Below are 20,349 nucleotides of genomic sequence, written 5' to 3'. Positions count from 1 at the left end.
AGTGGTGACGAACGTTTGAAGGCTTCAATGACGGCAACATCCAATGGAAAATTAAATCCGGTATCCATTTCGTTTATCCGGTTTTATATGCTGGCCTTTTTATTTTTTGCGGCAAATTCAGCTTTGACGATTATTCTGCCTCTGAGAAGTGAGGCCGCTGGATTAAATCAGGCCGAGATTGGTCTGATGATGGGGGCATATATGTTCACCTGTATGCTCTTGAGACCTTTTGCAGCGCAGTTGCTGGGTAAGCATGGGCCGCTTCGAGTGATGCAATGGTTATTGCTTTTGCATGCCGGGACGTTGCTGCTGTTTGTTGTTTTTGGTGTGGAGACATATCTGTGGTTGCGAGCCCTGCAAGGGGTAGCTACGGCCTTTTTCTCCATGACGATGCAGGCAGGCATTGTGGAAAAGCTGGAGGACAAGGACCGGGCACAAGGGCTGTCCATGTACACCCTGTTTACGATGGTTCCTTCTCTGGTCATTCCGATCCTCGCCATACAAATCTGGGAAAATGCCAGTGATCTGGCGTTTACGCTGCTGATGATCGGACTGGCGGCGCTGCCACTTCTGATCGGGTATAATGTGGATCTGCCGCGGAGTACCGTGCAGAACAAATCGTACACCTTGGGTGATATGTTTCGTTCATTCGGCGGCATCTGGCGCAGTACGCCACTGCTGATTAGCAGTGTGGTGATGTTGTTTGCGTCCTGTGTCTTTGGGGCGACAGCGACCTTTCTTCCCCTGTATATGGTATCCACCGGAATGGCGAGTGCAGGGGTATTTCTGACGATACAGGGATTGGTTGTGATCCTGTGCAGGTTTATTTTGCGTAAAAAAATTCCGTCTGACGGTAGCTGGAATACCTGGCTGATGGCAGGATTAATGCTGTGTGCAGCACTGGGAACCCAGTTGCTTAGTCTATTGGAGATTATCGGGCCACTGGTGTATCTTTCTGCGGTGTTTAGCGGCTTTGCCCTGGCATTGTTGTACCCGACATTAACCACATATCTGTCTTTTGTGCTGCCTGCGGATTCCAGATATGTACTCATGGGGATCTTCATGTCCTCGTATGACCTTGGATTCTCTCTGGGTGGACTGGCGATGGGACTTATTGTACAGGTGAGTTCATATTCGACCATGTTTATGATCTGCACGATGCTCTCTATTGCGGCTATGCTTCTGGTGTTGGTGTTCAGGCAACGCATGGAAGCCGGCAATAAGGCCAGATCTGGGGTGGCTATATAAATTGAACTAAAGAACATTTACAGAGGAGGTTTATGACTCACTTCTTGCCAAAACGTATCCTCAGGATGCGAAAGTGCAAGGGCTGGTCATCAGCCTTTTTTTGTTTTTTTGCAGGTTGAAATCAAAAATAGTTTGACAACGACCGTGAAACAGGATTATAGTCAATGTTGTTAATCGTAATAATTACTATTAAGGTCTGGATTACACAGACTGCACATATAAGGAGTAGATTTCTATGACACAAAAGCAAGTTCCGGTAACCGTACTGAGTGGTTACCTCGGTTCAGGGAAAACAACGGTTTTGAATCATGTGTTGAACAACAGACAGGGGCTCAAAGTTGCGGTGATTGTCAACGACATGAGTGAGGTGAACATTGATGCTGCACTGGTCAAGGGGGAGGCAACCTTGTCTCGAACCGAAGAGAAGTTGGTGGAGTTGTCGAACGGTTGTATCTGCTGCACCTTGCGTGATGATCTGATGCAAGAGATTGAGAAGTTGGTGAACGAAGGCAAGTATGACTATATTTTGATCGAATCCACGGGCATCAGTGAACCTGTTCCAGTTGCACAGACCTTTACATACGCCGATGAGGAGTCGGGTATTGATCTGACTCGCCTGGCCCGATTGGATTGTCTGGTAACGGTGGTGGATGCCAATCGATTCTGGCATGATTTTGGATCAGGACAGAGTCTTCTGGATCGTAATCAGGCAACTGGAGATGAGGACACCCGTGACGTCGTAGACTTGTTGATCGATCAGATCGAAACCTGTGATGTGCTGCTACTGAACAAATGTGATCTGGTCGATGACACCGAGCTGAACAAGCTGGAAGGCATCATCCGCAAGTTACAGCCTAACGCCAAGATCATTCGGACTGAGAATGGACAGGTGAATCCATCTGAGATTCTGAATACAGGCCGCTTTGATTTTGAGAAAGTGAGCATGTCCGCTGGATGGATTCAGGAACTGGAGAAGGAGTCGCACACACCGGAAACGGAGGAGTATGGCATTGGTTCCTTCGTTTATCGTCGCAGAAAGCCATTCCATCCTTCCCGTCTGGCTGAGTTCATGAGTTACTGGCCGGAAGAAGTGGTACGTGCCAAAGGTTTGGTATGGCTCGCGGCTGAAGGGGATGTTGCTGCAAGCCTCAGTCAGGCAGGGCCATCCATTCAGTTCGGTCCTGCGGGACATTGGGTCGCGGCGTTGCCGGAAGCGGACAAAGAAGAGATTTTACGTAACGAACCGGATGTTCTGGAGAAATGGGATGCCCAGTGGGGAGATCGTCAGACGGAGCTTGTCATGATCGGAATCGAAATGGAACGTGCGAGCATTGAAGACGAGCTGGACCAGTGCCTGCTTAGTGATGAAGAAATGCTGGCTGACTGGGGCCATTTCGACAATCCGCTGCCATGGCCTGTGGAAGGCGTATAATTCGGAAGTTGATGTTTGCATTGGGAGTAGCGTTGTATAAGCACATCTATATAAATTGAAATAACATTTACACAAAACGGAGAGGACAGAAAGAACCTGAAGAAGCGGAGCGTTCGCCTTTATCCCCGGATTTACCCTTTATAAAAGGAATCAAAAAAATCTGGGGATAACAGCGATCGGAAGGTTGTTCTGTCATCGGAGTGTGTAGTGTAAATATTCTTTAATTCAATTTATTTAGATAAATAAACATAAATTCAATGGATAAAGGAGCTGTCATTCATGGCTAAAAAATCAAAAGTGGTACGTGAGAAGCAACGTCAGGCGATCGTGGCAAAATATGCGGACCTGCGCCGGGAGCTGAAGGAAAAAGGGGATTATGAAGCATTGCAGAAATTGCCACGGAATGCATCTCCAACTCGTTTGAAGAACCGTTGTGAAGTGACAGGTCGCCCGCGGGGTTATCTACGCAAGTTCAAGGTATCTCGAATTAAGTTCAGAGAACTGGCTCATCAAGGTCAGATTCCTGGGGTAACAAAATCCAGTTGGTAAAATGATCAAAGGGTGGTATTTTGCTGAAAGGATGTGCATGTTCATGCTGGACTCGTTTACGTTACGAAGAATTCAGTCGGTAATGAACGGATATATTCACGAGAAGGTACCTGCGCCACTGCGTACGATGGTGAAGTTGACATATGAGATGAATGACAATGAATTGATCTTGACCGAAGAAAGACCCGCCGAGGAACGGTATCAATGGGACAAGATGCATATTGCCCGATTTTACTGGGAAGAAAATCAGTGGAAAGTGTATGCCAGAGATGAACATAGCAGCTGGAATCCGGTAGATGTTATTACACCTTGTTCCGATTTTGAGAATGTGCTTGAACAGGTGGAACGGGATGAGGCGGGGCTGTTCTGGCGTACATGAGCGAGTTCAAAGATAACCACATGCAGTGGCTATCTTTGGGCTTTTTTTGTGTCCAAGAAACATTGAAGCAAAGAGGGGGCGATCTTTTGGTCTTCCTTCCTTAATGGACAAAAAATAAATAAAATCTGTTTTGCAATAAAAATTTATTGTAAAACGATAAATGATGTGATAAATTCATATCACTTAAAACAAGTGAGGTGCTTTTTGTGAAGCGAGGTACGACCCTCTTTTTAAAATTGGCTGTGTTGCTTATTGGTGTTCCCATTCTTGCCTTGTGTATATTCGGCATACCCTGGTTAGCGAACAATCCAGTGAATCCGAATTATGCAGGTGCACTATACCCCATAGTGATTATTATGTATGTGTCCGTTATTCCGTTTATTGTTGCACTGTACCAGGCATTCCGTCTGCTAAGTTACATCGACAAAAATGAAGCATTCTCTCTAATGTCAGTGAAATCCTTAAAAACAATAAAATATTGTGCTATTGTAATCAGTAGTCTCTATTTTGTGATGTTGCCATTTGTTTATGTTGTCGCAGAGAAAGATGATGCCCCAGGCCTCATTCTTATGGGGATGGTTCCTGTTTTTGCTTCATTGGTCATTGCAGTATTTTCCGCTGTGCTCCAAAGATTGTTACAGGAAGCGATTGATATCAAATCAGAAAATGACCTAGTGGTCTGAGGTGAATATATGGCCATTATAATCAATATTGATGTGATGTTGGCAAAGCGGAAAATGACAGTTACCGAGCTTGCCGAGAGAGTTGAGATCACGATCGCCAATATTTCCATATTAAAAACAGGAAAAGCAAAAGCGATCCGTTTATCCACTCTGGATGCCATCTGTAAAGCACTGGATTGTCAGCCTGGAGATATATTGGAATATAAGGCTGACGAGGACGAAGATACGAATGAGCATTTATAAAAATGACCGACGAAGACTCTGCATGTTGTATGCAGAGTCTTCTTTTACGTCGTCTTGATCAAGAAATACGTGCCATGCCTATAACGAATGATTGTGCATCATTCGAAATTGCATAGGTGTTACGTTTTCCTGGGTTTTAAAACAGCGGATGAAGTAGCTTGACTGTGAAAATCCCGTTTCCAGTGTAATTTGTTTAATGGAAAGGTTGGTTGTTGCGAGCAGTTGTTTCGCATGTAGTAGTCTGGATTCCAAGAGGAATTCCGGGAAAGAGATTCCAAACGTCTGACTGAACTTTCGGCTAAAGTATGTTGTACTGTATCCGGCAATCCCGGCAGCGTGGTCTAGTGTAATGTGCTCGTTACTATGGGAACGAATATAATTCCCTGCTTCTCGAATTCGCTCTGAAGTGTGATTGAGCGAAACATTAATTTGGCTCGCTGCGGATTGCAATCGGGTCAGAAGTTCATATAGTGTAGCTGCCACACTGTGCTCGTCCTCCACCTGATAGCCTCTTCCTAGCTCCAGTAATCGATCCATGAGCGCGGTAACCACCGGGAAGTTGGAACATTGAAATAGCCAGGGCTCGTCAACGCCTTTTCCATTTAACAGTTCTTCGAGACGAATTCCGTAGAAGTGAATCCAACGAATACTCCAAGGATCATCCAAATCTGAGTAGTAGGTTTGTCTGAGACCGGGACCATAGAGGAATCCCTGCCCTCGTGTTAGCTCATAACAAGTGGTTCCCGTATCCAGGAATCCTTTACCGTCCAGGACAAGGTGCAAATTGTAGCATTGATCCAAGTTGATTTCGGTTGTGCCATATTCTCGATGTACACGATGTTTCGGAAAGTCACTGTATCCTCCAATAAAATCGGGAAAGCATACATGTCTGGGAAAAATCGGCTTGGGGAGAAAGATGTGTTCTTTCACGTGCATCCTCCGTTTGAACGCAATATTTTTATGTAGTGAACTGAAATGAATTCATCCCACTGTTATTTGAATATTCAGGCAATGACAATATTTTATTATAAGTCGCATAATCTTGTCATTTATTATATGTGAAGGTTCCAATAGAATGGAGGCAATATGGCAGGTTAAGGGGGCAATTAAAGGTGGCAAAATCAATCCAATTGGATGAATTGAAAATGGGGGTCTGTTATTACCCTGAGCACTGGTCGGAAGCGTTGTGGGAGGACGATTTCCGCAGAATGAAAGAGATGAATATCACAGTTATTCGGATGGCTGAATTCGCATGGTCCATCTTTGAACCAGAAGAAGACCAGTTCGATTTTAGTTTTTTCCAAAAGGCACTGGATCTGGCGCATCAATACGGTTTGAGTGTTATTTTGGGAACACCCACTGCAACTCCACCAGCATGGTTAACATCCAAATATTCTGAAGTATTAAACGCAAATAAGGACGGGGTGTTGTATCAACACGGTATGCGGCGTCATACCAATTACAGCAGCCCAATCTACAGACAGAAATGTGAGAAAATCGTGCGCAATATGGTGATTGCCTATAAAGATCATCCGGCTCTTATTGGCTGGCAGATCGATAACGAATTCAATTGTCATATGGATGTTTTCTATGCTGAGGCTGACCATGTCGCCTTCCGTGAATGGTTAAAGGATCGTTATGAATCGTTGGAGAACCTGAACCAAGCATGGGGAACCGTTTTCTGGAGTCAGACCTATACTGACTGGGAGCAAGTTCACCTTACCCGAAATATGGTCAGCCAATCGCCAAATCCTCATTTGGCACTAGATGAAAAGAGATTCATCTCCGCCAATACCATTTCATTTGCCAAGCTTCAGGTGGACATCATTCGCGAACTGGACCCGGAACATTGGATCACAACAAACGGTACGTTTGGACACTTGGATAATCATGAAATGACAGAGGATTTATTGGATTTCTTCTCTTATGATTCGTATCCGCAGTTTGCCACGATCTTCCCAGGGACAGACGATAACTCATTACAAGATCGGGCCTGGAGCATGAAACTGTCCAACGTACGCAATATGTCACCGAACTTCTGCGTCATGGAACAACAGTCTGGGCCGGGAGGCTGGGTCGACAGTATAGGCATGGGAACTCCGAGACCGGGGCAGATCCGATTATGGTCATATCAATCTGTTCTTCACGGAACAGATCTGCTCGTCTACTTCCGCTGGCGGACGGCAACATTTGGCACCGAGATGTACTGGCATGGCATCAATGATTACCATAATCAACCCAACAGAAGGGTACGCGAGGTTGCGCAAGTAGGGGAAGAGTTTGCCAAGATCGGGCGTGTTATTGCAGGCACTACATATCAAGCCGATGTTGCGATCCTACAGGATTACGATAACCTGTGGGACGGGGAGTTGGACGAGTGGCACGGTCCGCTTCAGCAACAGAGTGTACGCTCCTGGTATAAGCAGCTCCAGTATCGTCATATTCCGACGGACATGGTTACACTGCAACCAACGACAACACTGGAGGAGTTATCCGAATATAAGGTGATCATCTATGCTCATCCGGCCATCATGACAGACGAGACAGCAGAACTTCTGCAAGCCTATGTCAGTCAAGGAGGCACGCTGTTTTTTGGTGCTCGCACCGGATATAAGGATCTCAAGGGGCATTGTTACATGAGACCGTTCCCTGGGGCTGTCGCTGAGTTGTGTGGTGTAACCGTAGAGGACTTTACCTTAATCAAAGGAACCATTCCAGCAGCCAGACTGCAATGGAGTGGGGCGAGTGAGCGACTTCAGGAGGGAACGTCAACGGCCGGATTTAACGAAGTTCTTCATGTGGAGCATGCTGACGTACAGGTTGTGGCTGAGTATGCATCCGAATATTATGCAGGTAGTCCTGCATTGACCAAACGTACGGTAGGTCAGGGGCAAGTATGGTATTATGGAGCGGCTTACAATGAACCGGTCGTAGACGCTCTCCTGGATGAAATAGGGCTATCTTCACCTGTGGGTGATCTGGTAGAGGTACCGTCCGAAGTTGAGCTTGGTATCCGTTCCGGTAAGGATAAAGCTTATGTATTTTTACTCAACTACTCGGATCAACAATTGGCTATCAAGCTTAAGAAGCAAGCAAAAGAGTTACTGTCAGGTACAACACTTCAGAATGAGATCAACATGCCCGCGTATGGTGTGTTCATTTTTGAGATCGATTTGCCACATTAAGAAATTCATTCATATATATAGAAAGAAACACCAAAAACGCCTTGCAGCCATTGCAAGGCGTTTTATATATGCAGGATGTAATGTTGAATACACGATGAGTATGGGCTGTTATTGTCTACATTTGGTATAACTATGCTTCGTACAAAATCTCACCTGTCCGGGATACATCATATCCCTCGAATGATTGCAGTTCCTGTCTGAACTCCGGCGATTGGAGAATTCGCAGTACAGATTCTGTCCAGGCTTCATTACCTTGCTTCCTCAGCATGACCAGATCATAACGTTCCTGAATGAGCGGGATAAAATCAACCTGTCCCACAAGTCGCGCAGCCTTCTCAATGCCAACTCCGACATCAGCTTCACCTGAACTGACTTTGGCCGCCACGCCCATGTGACTGGTTTCTTCGACTTGATATCCGATCAGACCTGCGGCAGGAATTCCATGCAGTCGAAGTTGCTCATCCAGCAATACACGCGCGCCAGAACCTATCTCCCGATTAGCGAGTCGAAGCTCAGGCTTGCTCAGATCGGTCCAATTCTGTAAGTTCTGCGGATTACCACGCTGTACGTACAGTCCGGCAGGACGTGATAGCAAGTTCACCACAACATAAGATCGTCCTGTCAGAATTTTGCGAATATACGGCAGATTATACTCACCGGTATCTCCGTCGAGCAGATGGGTGCTGACCAGATCGGACTCACCGCGATACATCGAGATAAGCCCATCCAGACTACCCATGAACGAACGTAGCGGACGAATGTCCCGAGTTTGTTTTTCCATATGGCGCATTAGAATATCCAGACTGACATCCTGACCTGTTATGACCAGATGCCGTGGTACAGCAGTCATTGCATGAGCAGAACTCGCTGGAGTAATCCCATGTGGAGACCCAACGGGTGTAGTCGATTGTAAGGAAGTTCCCTGAAAATCACCCTGACTTGGCTGAGTCCCTGATTCCGAGGTCTGATGAGGAGTCGGGATACGCTGACCTGAGGACTGAAGTTGCTTGGAGCGACGTTTATATGCCTCCAGATCGGTAGCATCAATCCGCATTTGTTTACCCACACGGTATGCGACGAGGTCTCCTTTTTTGATCAGGTCATAGACCGTCAGTTTCGATATTTTGAGCAGCTTGGATATTTCTTCGGTTGTGTAGGATTGCTCCTCCGTCATAAGTGAAGATCCTCCTTCAAAGGTATAGAGCAATGATGGTTTTGTTATGAATGTTTCTTGTACTATATCATTAATTGAGGGATGCCATAAACCTGAGAACACGCAATAAACGCATAGGACAGATAACAAAAATCAAATGTGATCTTAATCACCTTCCCATTTTTTTTGTCTTGTGTATAATTAGATATAATCAATTATAACTAGTTATAACCAAATATAACGTTGGGGGAGAAATGAATGAGAAAGAGAATCGGATATGTGTTGGGAAGTATGTCACTGGGACTGGCTCTTGTATTGGCTGGTTGTGGCGCAAGCACGGGCACTACGGATACATCCACGGGTGCAGAACAAACGACCTCAACGCCAGCGGCATCAGGTGAAAGTTCATCAGCAGGAAATACCGATCCGCAGGAAACGGTAGATCTGACAATCTCTGCAGCGGCCAGTCTGACCGATGCGATGAAAGAGATTGAAACCAATTATGAGCTTGCTAATCCTTATATAGAACTTAATTTTAACTTTGGTGCCTCGGGTGCCTTGCAACAGCAGATTGAACAGGGTGCCCCGGCTGATGTCTTTGTATCGGCGGCAACAAAAAATATGAATGTGCTAGTGGATGAAAACCTGATTGCATCGGGCGATCAGAAGAATTTGCTACAGAATTCACTGGTGGCGATTGTGCCAGCAGATGGGACCCACACAGTAACCAGTGAAACGGATCTCACCAGCGACTCCATCAGGACGGTAGCGATTGGGATTCCGGAAAGTGTGCCTGCGGGAACCTATGCCAAGGAAGCTCTGACCAATGCCAAGCTGTGGGATGAACTGGAAAGCAAACTTGTGCAGGGGAAAGACGTTAGACAGGTTCTTCAATATGTAGAGACAGGTAATGCAGATGCAGGATTTGTATATAAAACGGATGCTCTTACTTCGGATCAGGTGAAAATTGCGTTTGAGGTGGACAAGAACAGCTACACACCAGCCAATTATCCGGTAGGTATTATTGAAGGAACGAAACACCGTACGGAAGCCGAACAATTCTATGCGTATTTACAAACCCCTGAAGTGCTCGATATCTTCGCGAAATACGGATTCACAATTCCGAAATGAATGTGAACGCCATAGACTGGACCGTATTCTGGTCACCGGTGCGCCTATCGCTTCAGGTTGCGTTATTATCCAGCGTAGTGGCCACGGTGCTCGGAATTGCGATAGCCTGGAAGATGTCACGTTCTTCATTTCGGGGAAAGATTCTGCTGGAAACGGCATTTATGCTGCCGCTAGTCCTTCCTCCGACGGTGGTTGGATTTCTGTTACTTGTCGTATTGGGGCGTAAAAGTCTGTTTGGACAATGGATCGAAGCCATATTCTCCGCACCGGTTATTTTCACCTGGTGGGCTGCGGTGATTGCTTCGGTGGTGGTTGCTTTTCCACTTGTGTATCAGACGATGAAATCCGGATTCAGTGGTGTGGATCGTGATCTGGAAGATGCGGGGCGTTCGATTGGGGCGAATGAATGGCAGGTATTTCGTTACATTTCCTTGCCGCTCGCAGGCAGAGCATTGATGACCGCCTTCATCCTGGGCTTTGCCCGGGCACTCGGCGAATTCGGTGCGACACTGATGATTGCAGGCAATATTCCGGGCAAAACACAAACGGTACCTACGGCAATCTATGTCGCTGTGGATTCGGGCAATCAGACCATGGCTTGGACGTGGACTGTCTCCATTATCATCATCTCGTTTCTCATGTTACTGATGACCAGACAGCAGCGAGATGGAAAAAATGACTGATTTTATATGTGTTAATATTATATATAAAATGATGAAAAACCCGTTTTGAGAAAAGAACTTTTTTCCTTAACGCGGGTTTTTATTACCAATTTCATATGTACCAATATCAATATCCTGCCAAATTGGTCTTAATGGAAATGTAAAGCTGTTTTAACATAAAAAAATAAAAATTTTCCCGAAATTTAATCGTTCAGTACTCGCTTTCAGTGGGCTTATTCCTGTAAGATAGAAGTAATGGATTCCAGCCAAGTACTGAAATAAGGAGAGACGACGATGAACACTAAATCTGATTGCGGCGTTTCGTTGCAAATTGATGACTATCTGGATCTTTTGCATTTTGCCATCCAAATTCAGGATCAGGAATGGCAACAATCCCTTATCCGCCAACTCAAAATATTTCAGACGGCGACGGAGCAGCAGCGCACACCTGAAGAGGAATTATGGACACGGTTTGATTACATCAACAGCAAACTGACAGGTCTGTGCCACCAGATTCATGCCGCTCATTCCATGGACGAACGCAAGAAGTTCGAGGAACGGATCGGTCTCTTACAATTACAGCGAGTGGAAGTTGCACGTAAAATTAAATGGGCGAGTCGCAGATAGATGAGTAGTGTATACACCAGGTGATGCACCGCCAAAATGGTATAATCAGTGAGAGTCATACAAGAAGAAGCCATCCACCAATCGATATGGGGGATGGCTTTTTCTTGTGCCATAGAGAAGTTCTATAACCTTATCAGGATGTCCTATTAGCTTAGTTATTGCCCTAAGATGACTTGTAATGATATTCTTTGTTCAACCTAATTCCGACTATACAAGTAAGAATTGTTTGTTAATAGGATAGAGGAATAGGAGCACACATCATATTTGCTGTGATAACAGCCTGTGGAGGAGATTGGGAATGGTTAAAAAACGGGGGATTCAAAAATTCCGGACAGCACTGCTGTTCATTACAATGTTGGCGGTCCTGGCTGGATGCAGCACAGGTACTGCAGGCAATGAGTCAGAATCTGCTTCAGCAGCAGGCAACACAAAAGTAAAAAAAATCATTGTAGGAACAGGTACACAGTTTCCGAATGTCTGCTTCATTGATGAGAATGGCAAGTTAACAGGTTATGATGTGGAACTGATCCGGGAGATCGACAAACGTTTGCCTGAATATGAATTCGAATTCAGCACGATGGATTTCAAAAACCTGCTGCTGAGTCTGGAAACGAAAAAAATTGACCTGATCGCTCACCAGATGGAAGTGAATGATGAGAGACAGGCCAAGTTCCTGTTTAATGATGAAGCCTATAATATTTTTCCAAATAAAATTGTCGTAAGTCAGAAAAATGAGGAAGTAAAATCGATTGAGGATCTCAAAGGGAAAAAACTGATTGTTGGTGCTACAAGTAATGCGGCTGTACTTGCTGAGAAATGGAATGCAGCGAACGGCAACGGGATTGATATCGTTTATTCCGGAGCGGGTGAGGATTCCATTACCCAGATCAAAACAGGCCGGGTGGATGCCACCATCAGCACTCAGTTTGCCATTGATTATCAGAATAAGGCGGTTGATGCTCAGCTGAAAACGGTAGGAGATGCCCTCTCCAACTCCAAAGTGTACTTCATTCTGAACGAAGATGAGCAGGAGCTCAAAACCAAAGTGGACGAAGCCCTCAAAGCGATCAAAGAAGATGGAACGTTAGGCAAACTGAGCACAGAGTGGCTTGGAGCTGACTATACGGTTGAAGAGTAGTCTGAGAAAGGTGTGCAGCGGTAATGGGAAAATCATTTGATCTGTCATTGGTTCTGGATTTCATCCCGGAACTGCTACGATATTTGCATATAACACTGATTGTACTGGGTGGTTCCATCGTGCTCGGACTGGTGGGCGGCGTGCTTCTGGCCGTTCCCCGGCTGTATCGGATTCCGGTACTAAGCCAGTTGGCTACCCTGTACGTCTCATTCATGCGGGGCACACCGATCCTGATCAAATTGTTCCTGGTGTATTACGGACTTCCCGAGCTGCTCAAACCCATTGGCATCGACCTGTCGAGAACCGACCCGTTGTTATTTGTCATTGTGACCTATGCGCTTAGTGACGCGGCATCCTTTGCCGAGATCTTTCGCGGAGCGGTGCGTAGTGTGGATAAAGGCCAGACGGAAGCAGCCAATGCTGCGGGTATGACCACATTCCAGTCTTTTCGGCGGATTGTTGTTCCGCAGGCACTGATTGTTGCTTTTCCGAACATGGCCAATACGTTAATCGGTTCATTGAAGGATACGTCTCTGGCCTTCTCCATTGGTGTCATGGATATGGTGGGCAGAGGGCAGACGTTAATTTCGGCTACATCGCACGCACTTGAAGTGTATATCAGTCTATCTGTGGTCTATTATGTCATTGTTATTGTGCTTGAAAAAGGATTTGCGTTTGCAGAACGCAGACTCCAGCGTCATGAACGCAAGAGAGTTGTACACAAACCGGCAATTCGAGCCAAACGCCTGAAAGAGGTTTGAACTCTCACTGAAACGAATAGCGGGGTGAGCATATGTCGATTGATCTCCAGTTTATCTATACATCTTTTTTTCAAATCCTGAAGGCATTCCCACTGACACTCGTCATTACGATTGTTCCGTTGATTGCAGGCTTCGGGATCGGTCTCGCTACAGCTCTGATCCGTATTTATCGCGTGCGGTGGATTCACCGCATTGCTGACTTCTACGTTTCATTCCTGCGTGGCACACCGATGTTGATGCATCTATTCCTCATCTATTACGGTATTCCGATGATTATCGATAAGCTGGCGGAACGTTACGGTTGGGCTTTCCAATCCTCGTCGATTCCAATTCTCGTATTTGTACTGATTGCTTTCTCGCTCACAGCGGGCGCCTATATGTCCGAGATTATCCGTTCAGGCATTCTTGCTGTGGATATCGGCCAGTTGGAGGCGGCTCACGCTGTAGGCATGAGCACATTCCAGGCTTTGAGGCGCATCATCATCCCTCAAGCGATCGGGGCGGTATTGCCTAATCTGTGCAGCATGTTTGTCGGGTTCCTGCATGGATCAACGCTCGCCTTTACCGTGTCACAGATGGACATTCTCGGTAAAGCGGATGTGGTGGCATCCGTCAGTCTGAAATTTCTGGAGGCCTTTATCGCCGCCGCGTTCATCTACTGGGGGCTGACCCTCATTGCCGAGCGGATCACCGCTTTGTTTGAGCGTCGGGTTGCCGTGTACAGCAAAGGAGGCGTGTCATGATTACACTAACCAACATACACAAAACTTTTGGCAAGCAGGAAGTATTGAAGGGAATTGATCTGACCGTGGAACAGGGCGATGTCGTAGCGATCCTTGGACCGAGCGGATCAGGTAAAACAACGCTGCTGCGCTGCGTCAATTTTCTGGAACGTGCCGATGAGGGCGAGGTTCAGATCAGTGGATTAACCGTTGATTGCAAGCATGCACGCAAACATGACATTGTGCAGTTGAGACGAAAAACGGCGATGGTGTTCCAGCATTATAATCTGTTCAAACACAAGACGGTGCTGGATAACGTCACGGAAGGTTTAATTATTGCCCAGAAAATGTCCAAAGCCGATGCCCGTAATCGTGCCTTGCGAGTGCTTGAACAAGTCGGACTGTCTGCCAAAATCAATGAGTATCCAAGTATGTTGTCAGGTGGACAACAGCAACGGGTGGGCATCGCCAGAGCATTGGCACTGAATCCCGAAGTGATTTTGTTTGATGAACCGACCTCTGCGCTGGACCCCGAGCTTGTGGGTGAAGTGTTGTCTGTCATCCGCTCCATTGCTCAAGAGGGGATTACCATGATTGTAGTCACCCATGAAATGGGGTTTGCCCGTGAGGTGGCAAATCGGGTTGTTTTCATGGATGGAGGTTCCGTTGTGGAGGAAGGAACCCCGGAAGAGGTGTTTGTACGTCCCAAGCAGGAACGTACTCGCCAATTCCTCAGTCGATATTCTTCCGACTGGAGTTATGTCATCTGACGATATAGGCGCAAGCTGTAGTAACTGACGATCCCGGCCCGGCATATGCTGTAACAGGCAAATGCTGATAGGCCGGGTTTTTCTATGGGTGAAGCAGGCCGTGACGGTAAGGAGGAGGACCATGCAGAGCAAAATCGATGAAATCATCACACATATTGCACACTCTCACCAGCAGATCGCACGTGTGCTGGATGCCAAACGCCAAGTCGCTGTACGCATGTCTGAAATCATCAATCATTTGCCAGATATCGAACCGGAGTTGGACGGCGTTGACGGTCTGCTGGATAGCTCTGGGCAAATCAACAAAAGCATTATCTCTTACTTGGGGGGCCTTGCAGATCTGGAAGAGGCTGTAGCCGAAACGCTGACCCAAGTCATGCGGGAGATCGCGGTTCAAGAAGAAGAATAAGCCCGGAAGGCGGGTGAAGGAACATGAGTAGAGAACAGAGCCTCATTCTGATGCTGGACGCAGCAGCCAAAATGCAGTGGAATATTGCCCTGATCCTGGAGGCAAAAGCGATTGAGGCCGAGAAGGTACGGAACTGGACGCTGAATCATTTGAATGGGGATACCTTTCTGACGCATGGGGATCAGGTAGGCGAGCCGCTCAAAATGCATGATCAGCTAGTGGAATTGCTGGAAGGATTAACCCGGATGGAGACCGGACTGTGCAACAATCTCAAAGCGGTGATGGTACAGAACGATAGCGAAGATGGCGGCGGTATGGACGGTGGCATGTTTGGCGGCATGGATCTGGGAGACATAGGAAAATGAGTCTGATGCGGCGTGAGCAGGAAGCCAAACTGGCGCTCATTGAATCCATTGCACACAGTCAGCAGGCGCTGGCACGCATTCTGGACAGTGTAGCCAGTGTAACCGCTCATTCGGAAGTATCCGCCCGCAGTCTGGCCGAGAACATTCGTTTGCTGAGTCGCTATCAGGAAGAAATGTCTCGTATGGTTACGGGAATCAGGCTGGCCCGAATCCAGCATGGGGAGCCTGGCTTGCCGTGGCTCAAAGACCCCGGGTGTGCAATTCGTATCGTTCGGGACATACAGGAGGAATGTTGACATGTTAAAGAAGAAGAAAATACGACTGAGAACCAAAAGAGCTTTGTTAATCCGTGGAGCCCGTCTGCGCAAAATTCGCAAACTGCGTGCGCTCAGAGCCAAACGTGTTCTTCACAAACGCCCACTTAAAGGACGCAGTGCGTGGCTCAAAAAAAAGAAACGTGCGGTACGGCGGCACCGGAGTCCAAAGCCCGTACAACCAGTCGTCCCGGCTACCCCTACCGATCCGAACCCGGACGGTGCGTACAGCCAGGGATACAACGAGGCGTACAACGAGGGATTCAACGCGGGTTTCGCCAAGGGATTCGAGGACGGACATCAGCTGGCTTACAAAGCACAGTAACCGAGTAGACACGATTATTCCTGCATGGAATGATACCTGTATAACAGTTAGCCCGGGGGGGACAGATCCCTCCGGGTTATTTGCATCGCCGCAAAAGCGGACATGCCCGTACAGGCTGATGTGGAGGGCATGCGCCAATTTTGCGCCTTGCAGGACACCCGTCCATGATGCATCTGACCCCGAGGCATATCCTTTAGAGGGAAGACCAATCTCGGGGAGAGTCTGGAAGTGAGATCTCCTGAAGGAAGACAGGGTGAATAATGTGGCAAAACGAAGGCACCGTCCGCTGACCGAAGCGGAAACGGCTTACCGCGGCGGATATGCAGAAGGCCGCAGATTTGGCGGCTGTCAAGCCATGATGGAGCGGGTGCAGATGTTTGAACCGACCCTGCGGGACATGAAGGTGTTATATATCCCGCAAGGATTCGATGCCATTGATGAAGGTGTCACCTTGGCTCTGCAGCAATCTGTACGTGAATGCGTTGTTGGATCGCCAGCAGCGATGTTGCAGGAAGCCAGTCATCATCGGCCCGATGTTGTGCTCGTCATGAATGGTCTGCATGTATTTCCCGCAGATCATGTGGAGCAGGTGAACGGCATACGTGCCCTCGGTATCCGAACTGCCGTGTGGTTTGTGGATGATCCGTATTTCACCGAAGATACAACGTCCCTTTGCCAGCATTATGATGTCGTGTTCACGCATGAAGAGGCCGCCGTACCCTTCTATCTGGGACATGGAGCGAACCAGGTTATCTATATGCCACTCGCGGTGAATCCAGGCATGTTTCAACCGCGGCGCGCCGCACCGCAGCATCAACATGACATTTGTTTTATCGGTACCGGATTCTGGAACCGGATTGCCTTGTTTGACGAGCTGGCCCCTTTTCTTGCGGACAAAAAGGTATTCATTGCGGGTAGCCAGTGGAACCGGTTGGCACGTTTTGATGTACTAGGCCGTTTCATCCACGAAGGATGGATTGCTCCTGGAGAGACAGTAGATTATTACAATGGCGCCAAGATTGTCATTAACATTCACCGGACTTGCGAGAATGGGGAAGACAATCGCAATACACATCATCTTGAAGGTCACTCGATTAATCCACGCACGTATGAGATCAGCGCCTGCGGCACAATGCAGATTACGGATGCACGTGCAGATTTACCCCGTTATTATAAGCCGGGATATGACATCGAGACGTTCAACAACGCAGCGGAACTTCAGCGCAAGATCCACTATTATCTGAAGCATGAAGAAGAACGACAGGCGATGGCGTGGCGTGGACTTCTCACCACAATGAACCAGCACACATTCACTCGGCGCATCGGTCAGTTGCTGGAACATTTGTAATCCCCGTCTGAAGTGCAGCATCAACAAGAACCCTATCCCAAAAAATAAAGGAGTGGCGGTATGTCTCTCAAACACCGTAAAACCAAAAAGGTTCATTCACCCGTACTGAGCCTGGCTGATCAAGCGCGCAAAAATGGGCAACATGCCGGATATGACGCAGGTAAGGAAGAAGGATATCTGCGCGGTCGCGCCAACTATATTGTGAATTGTGCACAGGAACCGTTGCCTTTCCGACAGCTTCATGTGCTGTATGTATCCTCGGGTAAAGGCTTCCCTTATTCCCCGTTGGATGAGGCCATTATGGCCACGCTACAGGGTATGGTAGCTCAAGTAACCCTCTCTGATCCGCGTCAACCGATTTCTGAAATTGCGCTGCAGACGCGTCCTGATCTTGTGCTTGTGCTGGATGGAATGGATATTCCCATCGAGCATATCGATGCGATTCGCCAAGCGGGCATTCAGACGGCGATCTGGCTGACGGATGACCCGTACTATACAGATATGACGCTGGATATTGTGACACATTTTGACCATGTCTTCACGTTGGAACTGAACTGTATCGATCTATATCGACAAATCGGCTGCGCGTCAGTTCACTACCTCCCTTTTGCCGCATTCACTAATCATTACTTTCCGATTACAACCCCTTCCCCGTTAAAACGGGATGTTAGCTTTATCGGCTCGGCTTACTGGAACCGTGTATACTTCTTCAATCCGATCATGCCTCAGTTGATGTCACACAATACGGTATTTAACGGAATCTGGTGGGACCGCCTGCCTGACTATACTGCCTATGGCGAGAAGATTGAACTCGGTCGCTGGATGAGTCCGCCGGAGACCAATGATGTGTACAATGGCACCAAAATTGTCATCAACCTGCATCGATCCCACGAAGATGATTCCGTCAATAATAATCACCTCAAAATCGCGCCAGCCTCACCAAACCCGAGAACGTTTGAAATTGCCGCGTCCACGACACTGCAGCTGACCGACGCCCGGGATGACATTGCGCGCTTCTACAAACCAGGTGTGGAGATTGAGACGTATTCCTCGCCGCAGGAGTTACTCGACAAAGTGGAATATTATCTTACTCATGAAAAGGAACGCCGTGAGATTGCACTTCGTGGACTCGAACGTACACTGAAAGACCACACGTATGGCAAAAGAATTAATGAAATGTTAACCATCATATTCCCTTAATTCTGGCCGGGAGGAGGTGTGCACAGTACCCTGTATCGGATACCCGTGTACAGGGTCCGTGCGGCCATGGCAACGAAACCAAAGCTGATGTTATTTTCACATGTGTGTAATACTCGCAGCATTACAGGCGCCGAGAAGCTGCTGCTTCATTTTATGAGAGAGATCGGTACGATCTTTGAATGTGTGCTCGTAGCCCCTCAGGAGGGGAAGCTTGCGGGGCTTGCGCGAAGATTCGGCATTCAGGTCAAAATATGCACTCTGCCGATGCTTCACGGTGTGTACACACCTTACTTGGGCATTGCAGATGATGCGGAGCAACTTCGCCATACACCAGCGTATCAGGAAGCGGTCTCCCTCATACGGGAGACTGCTCCCGATATGGTGTTAACGAACACCTGCGTTAATGTACTGCCGGCTGTAGCGGCAAAGTCCCTTCAGATTCCGGTCATCTGGAAGATTACCGAGATCATTCATACGAATGAACATACAACCGAGGCGATCCAGATGATTGGCCGTTACGCGGATTGGATTATCGGTATATCCGAGACAGCGGTAGCCCCATTCCAAGAAGCCGGCATAGGTGACAAAGTGACCATTATCTCCCCAACTTGGGAACCCGCGCTACCAGAACCGGACCGCTGGGTTCATCTGCGCGAACGCAAGCGTAAGGAGCTCGGTTTCAAATCATCACAGACCTGTATCGGTTATATTTCTTCATTTATATATGATGCCAAAGGGTTGAAACCTTTTGTGGATATGGCCTTGAGGATCTGTGAAACGCATTCTCGCTGTCGCTTCTGGATTATCGGGGCACCATCGGATAAAAAGTATTACGACGAGTGTGTATCACGGGTGAGAAAATCCGGGTATTCACGCCGGTTTACCTTCACTACGTTTGAAGAGAACGTATCTCTGGCATATACCGCGATGGATATCCTGGTCATCCCAAGCATGGTCAAAGAAGGGTTTGGCATGACCGCACTGGAGGGTCTCTATTTTGCCAAACCGGTCATCGCTTTTGCTCAGGGTGGACTGAAGGAGTTAATGGAATCCGTAGGCAGTGATGCATTTTTGGCCCCGCCGGGCGATACCGAAGCGCTTGTCACCTTGGCAACAACCTTGCTGAATGATGCAGAGCTGGCCTCAAATACAGGATGGCGTAATCGGACAGAAGCGGAAAGGCTCTACGGCGTTGAAACCTACCGAACGAAACTGCATACGATGGTGACACAGTGGTTATTGCGTTTTCCCGGATGGTTTGCTTATATCCAACCTCCGAATGGACCTGTGTATACCCATGGGGAGGGAGGACTACGCACTGTACTGGTTCTGGAGCCGACTACGGTTCGGGCACTATTATTCCCACTGACCGTCATACAGGCGTTGCCACATTCCTCATTACCTCCAATCGCATTGGGTCACAATGCTCCTGTTGCCTCAGGTACTGGCCCAGCTGCAAAGCCGATTCAACAGAGGGGCAAAACACGGAAGCGTCGTCGCAAGCCACTTGCACCTCATTCTCGCCGAGACCGTGGGGGGCTGAAACGTACTTCCGGAACTGGCAGACGTAAGGGGAGAATCCGTACAACGAAGGGACCGCGTCCACATATGGGGAAATCGGCTAGTCGCAGACGCAAATCTGCCAAGGCAGGACGTAGCCGAGCAGGGCGCAAGGGTTCCAATACAAGATGAAGGCAGGGATTAC

At 47.8% G+C, this 20,349-nt stretch carries 23 protein-coding genes; 21 read left to right on the top strand and 2 right to left on the bottom strand.

Features of this window, described 5'->3' with window-relative positions:
* Positions 1-15: 15 nt before the first annotated feature.
* The 6 genes from cntE (at position 16) to AC6CIF_RS21100 (ending at position 4,534) form a co-directional block, all read left to right on the top strand.
* Positions 16-1,248 (top strand): staphylopine family metallophore export MFS transporter CntE, encoded by a 1,233-nt coding sequence (cntE, locus tag AC6CIF_RS21125; RefSeq protein ID WP_498201431.1) that lies wholly within the window; start codon positions 16-18, stop codon positions 1,246-1,248.
* Positions 1,249-1,483: 235 nt separating this feature from the next.
* Positions 1,484-2,680: a GTP-binding protein gene (locus AC6CIF_RS21120; protein WP_498201430.1), complete on the top strand. Its 1,197-nt coding sequence runs from the start codon at positions 1,484-1,486 to the stop codon at positions 2,678-2,680.
* Positions 2,681-2,959: 279 nt separating this feature from the next.
* The gene (gene rpsN / locus AC6CIF_RS21115) at positions 2,960-3,229 is read left to right on the top strand and encodes a 30S ribosomal protein S14 (RefSeq protein WP_036605831.1); all 270 of its coding nucleotides are present in this window, start codon (positions 2,960-2,962) and stop codon (positions 3,227-3,229) included.
* A gap of 43 nt (positions 3,230-3,272) precedes the next feature.
* Positions 3,273-3,608 carry a DUF3024 domain-containing protein gene (locus AC6CIF_RS21110; RefSeq protein WP_179088522.1) on the top strand — a complete coding sequence of 112 codons (336 nt, stop codon included), beginning with the start codon at positions 3,273-3,275 and terminating at the stop codon, positions 3,606-3,608.
* A 206-nt stretch (positions 3,609-3,814) separates the two neighbouring features.
* The gene (locus AC6CIF_RS21105) at positions 3,815-4,291 is read left to right on the top strand and encodes a DUF2975 domain-containing protein (protein ID WP_076211191.1); all 477 of its coding nucleotides are present in this window, start codon (positions 3,815-3,817) and stop codon (positions 4,289-4,291) included.
* Positions 4,292-4,300: 9 nt separating this feature from the next.
* Entirely contained in the window at positions 4,301-4,534 is a 234-nt protein-coding gene (locus tag AC6CIF_RS21100; protein WP_076211193.1) for a helix-turn-helix domain-containing protein, read from the top strand.
* A 78-nt stretch (positions 4,535-4,612) separates the two neighbouring features.
* Here the strand turns inward: AC6CIF_RS21100 and AC6CIF_RS21095 are convergent, their stop codons facing one another.
* The gene (locus AC6CIF_RS21095) at positions 4,613-5,470 is read right to left on the bottom strand and encodes a helix-turn-helix transcriptional regulator (protein WP_076211195.1); all 858 of its coding nucleotides are present in this window, start codon (positions 5,468-5,470) and stop codon (positions 4,613-4,615) included.
* A gap of 176 nt (positions 5,471-5,646) precedes the next feature.
* Here AC6CIF_RS21095 and AC6CIF_RS21090 point away from each other — a divergent pair, with 176 nt between their 5' ends.
* On the top strand, positions 5,647-7,719 hold the full coding sequence (locus AC6CIF_RS21090) for a beta-galactosidase (RefSeq protein ID WP_498201429.1): 2,073 nt from the start codon (positions 5,647-5,649) through the stop codon (positions 7,717-7,719).
* Positions 7,720-7,849: 130 nt separating this feature from the next.
* On the opposite strand, the gene AC6CIF_RS21085 is transcribed toward AC6CIF_RS21090, so the two are convergent.
* A complete protein-coding gene (locus AC6CIF_RS21085) occupies positions 7,850-8,893 on the bottom strand; it encodes a helix-turn-helix transcriptional regulator (protein ID WP_498201428.1) in 1,044 nt (347 codons plus the stop codon).
* A 237-nt stretch (positions 8,894-9,130) separates the two neighbouring features.
* Here AC6CIF_RS21085 and modA point away from each other — a divergent pair, with 237 nt between their 5' ends.
* The 14 genes from modA to AC6CIF_RS21015 all read left to right on the top strand — a co-directional run bounded on the left by modA (position 9,131) and on the right by AC6CIF_RS21015 (position 20,336).
* Entirely contained in the window at positions 9,131-10,003 is an 873-nt protein-coding gene (modA, locus tag AC6CIF_RS21080; protein ID WP_498201427.1) for a molybdate ABC transporter substrate-binding protein, read from the top strand.
* Positions 10,000-10,686 (top strand): molybdate ABC transporter permease subunit, encoded by a 687-nt coding sequence (modB, locus tag AC6CIF_RS21075; protein WP_498201426.1) that lies wholly within the window; start codon positions 10,000-10,002, stop codon positions 10,684-10,686. Before modA ends, modB begins: the two co-directional genes overlap by 4 nt.
* 273 nt (positions 10,687-10,959) lie before the next feature.
* Positions 10,960-11,292, top strand: a complete 333-nt coding sequence (locus AC6CIF_RS21070) for a hypothetical protein (protein ID WP_017692504.1) — start codon at positions 10,960-10,962, stop codon at positions 11,290-11,292.
* A 298-nt stretch (positions 11,293-11,590) separates the two neighbouring features.
* The gene (locus tag AC6CIF_RS21065) at positions 11,591-12,430 is read left to right on the top strand and encodes a transporter substrate-binding domain-containing protein (RefSeq protein ID WP_498201425.1); all 840 of its coding nucleotides are present in this window, start codon (positions 11,591-11,593) and stop codon (positions 12,428-12,430) included.
* 23 nt (positions 12,431-12,453) lie between these two features.
* Positions 12,454-13,191: an amino acid ABC transporter permease gene (locus AC6CIF_RS21060; RefSeq protein ID WP_498201424.1), complete on the top strand. Its 738-nt coding sequence runs from the start codon at positions 12,454-12,456 to the stop codon at positions 13,189-13,191.
* A gap of 32 nt (positions 13,192-13,223) precedes the next feature.
* Positions 13,224-13,934, top strand: a complete 711-nt coding sequence (locus AC6CIF_RS21055; RefSeq protein ID WP_498201423.1) for an amino acid ABC transporter permease — start codon at positions 13,224-13,226, stop codon at positions 13,932-13,934.
* Complete coding sequence (locus AC6CIF_RS21050) at positions 13,931-14,683, top strand: amino acid ABC transporter ATP-binding protein (RefSeq protein WP_498201422.1); 753 nt, start codon at positions 13,931-13,933, stop codon at positions 14,681-14,683. The genes AC6CIF_RS21055 and AC6CIF_RS21050 overlap by 4 nt, the downstream gene beginning before the upstream one ends.
* 121 nt (positions 14,684-14,804) lie before the next feature.
* Positions 14,805-15,092 (top strand): hypothetical protein, encoded by a 288-nt coding sequence (locus AC6CIF_RS21045; RefSeq protein ID WP_017692509.1) that lies wholly within the window; start codon positions 14,805-14,807, stop codon positions 15,090-15,092.
* 23 nt (positions 15,093-15,115) lie between these two features.
* Positions 15,116-15,457 (top strand): alpha-helical endospore appendage domain-containing protein, encoded by a 342-nt coding sequence (locus AC6CIF_RS21040; RefSeq protein ID WP_498201421.1) that lies wholly within the window; start codon positions 15,116-15,118, stop codon positions 15,455-15,457.
* On the top strand, positions 15,454-15,753 hold the full coding sequence (locus AC6CIF_RS21035) for a hypothetical protein (RefSeq protein ID WP_076211204.1): 300 nt from the start codon (positions 15,454-15,456) through the stop codon (positions 15,751-15,753). The genes AC6CIF_RS21040 and AC6CIF_RS21035 overlap by 4 nt, the downstream gene beginning before the upstream one ends.
* A 1-nt stretch (position 15,754) precedes the next feature.
* Positions 15,755-16,096 (top strand): FliH/SctL family protein, encoded by a 342-nt coding sequence (locus AC6CIF_RS21030; RefSeq protein WP_051446920.1) that lies wholly within the window; start codon positions 15,755-15,757, stop codon positions 16,094-16,096.
* A gap of 253 nt (positions 16,097-16,349) precedes the next feature.
* The gene (locus tag AC6CIF_RS21025) at positions 16,350-17,444 is read left to right on the top strand and encodes a CgeB family protein (RefSeq protein WP_498201420.1); all 1,095 of its coding nucleotides are present in this window, start codon (positions 16,350-16,352) and stop codon (positions 17,442-17,444) included.
* A 60-nt stretch (positions 17,445-17,504) separates the two neighbouring features.
* On the top strand, positions 17,505-18,644 hold the full coding sequence (locus tag AC6CIF_RS21020; RefSeq protein ID WP_498201419.1) for a CgeB family protein: 1,140 nt from the start codon (positions 17,505-17,507) through the stop codon (positions 18,642-18,644).
* Between the two features lie 18 nt (positions 18,645-18,662).
* The gene (locus AC6CIF_RS21015) at positions 18,663-20,336 is read left to right on the top strand and encodes a glycosyltransferase family 4 protein (RefSeq protein ID WP_498201418.1); all 1,674 of its coding nucleotides are present in this window, start codon (positions 18,663-18,665) and stop codon (positions 20,334-20,336) included.
* Positions 20,337-20,349 lie beyond the last annotated feature (13 nt).

It is taken from the genome of Paenibacillus sp. GQ49, from assembly GCF_059759055.1.
Note: the sequence above shows the minus strand (reverse complement) of the source record. Positions and strands in the feature narration are given on the sequence as shown.

What these genes read in the sequence shown, in the direction of transcription:
- AC6CIF_RS21120 (WP_498201430.1), top strand. Translation starts at nt 1,484, where the DNA reads ATGACACAAAAGCAAGTTCCGGTAACCGTACTGAGTGGTTACCTCGGT.
- rpsN (WP_036605831.1), top strand. Translation starts at nt 2,960, where the DNA reads ATGGCTAAAAAATCAAAAGTGGTACGTGAGAAGCAACGTCAGGCGATC.
- AC6CIF_RS21110 (WP_179088522.1), top strand. Translation starts at nt 3,273, where the DNA reads ATGCTGGACTCGTTTACGTTACGAAGAATTCAGTCGGTAATGAACGGA.
- AC6CIF_RS21100 (WP_076211193.1), top strand. Translation starts at nt 4,301, where the DNA reads ATGGCCATTATAATCAATATTGATGTGATGTTGGCAAAGCGGAAAATG.
- AC6CIF_RS21095 (WP_076211195.1), bottom strand. Translation starts at nt 5,470, where the DNA reads ATGCACGTGAAAGAACACATCTTTCTCCCCAAGCCGATTTTTCCCAGA.
- AC6CIF_RS21085 (WP_498201428.1), bottom strand. Translation starts at nt 8,893, where the DNA reads ATGACGGAGGAGCAATCCTACACAACCGAAGAAATATCCAAGCTGCTC.
- modA (WP_498201427.1), top strand. Translation starts at nt 9,131, where the DNA reads ATGAGAAAGAGAATCGGATATGTGTTGGGAAGTATGTCACTGGGACTG.
- modB (WP_498201426.1), top strand. Translation starts at nt 10,000, where the DNA reads ATGAATGTGAACGCCATAGACTGGACCGTATTCTGGTCACCGGTGCGC.
- AC6CIF_RS21070 (WP_017692504.1), top strand. Translation starts at nt 10,960, where the DNA reads ATGAACACTAAATCTGATTGCGGCGTTTCGTTGCAAATTGATGACTAT.
- AC6CIF_RS21065 (WP_498201425.1), top strand. Translation starts at nt 11,591, where the DNA reads ATGGTTAAAAAACGGGGGATTCAAAAATTCCGGACAGCACTGCTGTTC.
- AC6CIF_RS21060 (WP_498201424.1), top strand. Translation starts at nt 12,454, where the DNA reads ATGGGAAAATCATTTGATCTGTCATTGGTTCTGGATTTCATCCCGGAA.
- AC6CIF_RS21055 (WP_498201423.1), top strand. Translation starts at nt 13,224, where the DNA reads ATGTCGATTGATCTCCAGTTTATCTATACATCTTTTTTTCAAATCCTG.
- AC6CIF_RS21050 (WP_498201422.1), top strand. Translation starts at nt 13,931, where the DNA reads ATGATTACACTAACCAACATACACAAAACTTTTGGCAAGCAGGAAGTA.
- AC6CIF_RS21045 (WP_017692509.1), top strand. Translation starts at nt 14,805, where the DNA reads ATGCAGAGCAAAATCGATGAAATCATCACACATATTGCACACTCTCAC.
- AC6CIF_RS21040 (WP_498201421.1), top strand. Translation starts at nt 15,116, where the DNA reads ATGAGTAGAGAACAGAGCCTCATTCTGATGCTGGACGCAGCAGCCAAA.
- AC6CIF_RS21035 (WP_076211204.1), top strand. Translation starts at nt 15,454, where the DNA reads ATGAGTCTGATGCGGCGTGAGCAGGAAGCCAAACTGGCGCTCATTGAA.
- AC6CIF_RS21030 (WP_051446920.1), top strand. Translation starts at nt 15,755, where the DNA reads ATGTTAAAGAAGAAGAAAATACGACTGAGAACCAAAAGAGCTTTGTTA.
- AC6CIF_RS21020 (WP_498201419.1), top strand. Translation starts at nt 17,505, where the DNA reads ATGTCTCTCAAACACCGTAAAACCAAAAAGGTTCATTCACCCGTACTG.